Origin of the sequence: Mesorhizobium sp. M7A.F.Ca.CA.004.06.1.1 (genome assembly GCF_003999135.1) — a bacterium.
In the GTDB taxonomy this organism is placed as follows: Bacteria; Pseudomonadota; Alphaproteobacteria; order Rhizobiales; family Rhizobiaceae; genus Mesorhizobium.
The window spans coordinates 1-1,565 of sequence record NZ_RZPQ01001048.1; the positions used below are offsets into that span (position 1 = coordinate 1).

At 56.4% G+C, this 1,565-nt stretch carries 1 protein-coding gene and 1 pseudogene; one reads left to right on the forward strand and one right to left on the reverse strand.

The window, feature by feature from the left end:
• Positions 1-237, forward strand: a pseudogene (locus EN906_RS33660) (SOS response-associated peptidase); the annotation flags it as partial.
• A gap of 141 nt (positions 238-378) precedes the next feature.
• On the opposite strand, the gene EN906_RS33665 reads toward EN906_RS33660, so the two are convergent.
• The coding region (locus EN906_RS33665; RefSeq protein WP_206529248.1) for an AAA family ATPase at positions 379-1,565 on the reverse strand (1,187 nt) is incomplete at its 5' end.

Here is a 1,565-nt window from a genome sequence, read left to right on the forward strand (position 1 = left end):
GTCTATGGGTTCCTCACAACCGAGCCTAACGCCCTCATCAAGCCGATCCATGCGAAGGCCATGCCGGTGATCCTGACGACGAAAGAGGAAACCGAGACGTGGCTACGAGCCCCATGGTCGGAAGCAAGGGGCTTGCAACGCACCGCGCCTGACGATGCCCTTGTGATCGTCGACAAACCGGCCACGCAGATCAAGTTTCCGCTGGGCAAGAAAGATGGCCGACTGCCGTTGCTGTGAAGCTACCGAAGGGGACGACTTCGGCAACGGACATTTGTTTACCAAAGGCTAACGGACAGGCTGGACTACGAACTCCGGCATCAATCGCGGCACCAAATGCATGCAGTGTCCAATGCAGGCGCTAAAGCGTATGTCGAGGTCCTATCGCGGTTGAATTGTGGGAAGAACCCGGCGAAGGGCTTGCGTAAGTCCGGGAACCAAATTGTTGCGCAAGACGCGAGTTATCCACATTTCGAACTCGCTCATTGTCGTGTTCTTGAGATGTCTGGCCACGAGAGCCATCAGTCCCTTGTTGTCGTAGTGCTTGGCCAATTCGGCCATGTCCTGGTTTGCCACAGCGGCATCGATACGGGCCGTCGCTTCGGCTCCAATTGCGGCAATGTCCAGTGCTGCCGTCTTTGTGGCAAATTCGGCTGCGATTTCTGCAACCGTAGTTGCGCCGCTGAGATCAATCATCTTCAGGGTGCGGTCAATTCGTCGCCGGCAGTATCGCGCGATAGTGCCCGCAGCCGATGCTGGAGTGACGTCAGCGAAGACGGCTTGTCTCAGCGCGTCGAGCCGACTATCGAGATCTCCCCCGTTATAGCCCTCATGCTCCGCAATTCTGCGCCCCACTTCAGGAAGCAGGAAGACATTCTCGATCTCTGAAACCGGTAGGACGGCGACGCCGAGCCGTGCCAGATTCGCAATTTCTGGCCCTGAATAGTCATCGGCGTCTACGATCCCGGAACAGGTCACTCGTGTAAGGTCCGCGTTAGCGCGCATTGTTACAACTGAATGAATTACTTCTTCGCATGAACCGCGCGGGATGACTGTCCACTCGGGATAGCAGCAGCGATATATGACGGTGTCGAGACTTGTGCTGCCGCCTTCGACGAAGAGAATCGGGCGACGGCTCCCAAGGATGAGCGTCGCAATCTGCTCATCGAAACCGGTTTCTTCTGGCACCGGTTCGATCACCCAACCGGTCTTGGGATTGTAGTCCCGGATCACAATCTTTTGGGCAACCCGTGACGCGGCAAATTCGAGGTCATGTGTAATGAAGATGAAGGCACAATCGGGGCGTGCAGCCTCCATCTCGTCCCATAGTTTGGCCATGATAGATCGATGAACGTGCAGCTCCGGCTCGTCAAAGATAAGGAGCGTGTCGGGATCGGCGGCGAGAACTTGACCAATCATGTAGAACACTGACCGCTCGCCATCGCTCATGTCCTTGGCGTTATATTCCGTCTGCGATCCTGTGATTTGAACACGGATGTCGTCGCCGGAGATAACAAGCCTGCGGTGAGGCAGTAGCCGCTGCCAGATGCCGGCCAACAGCTCAAACT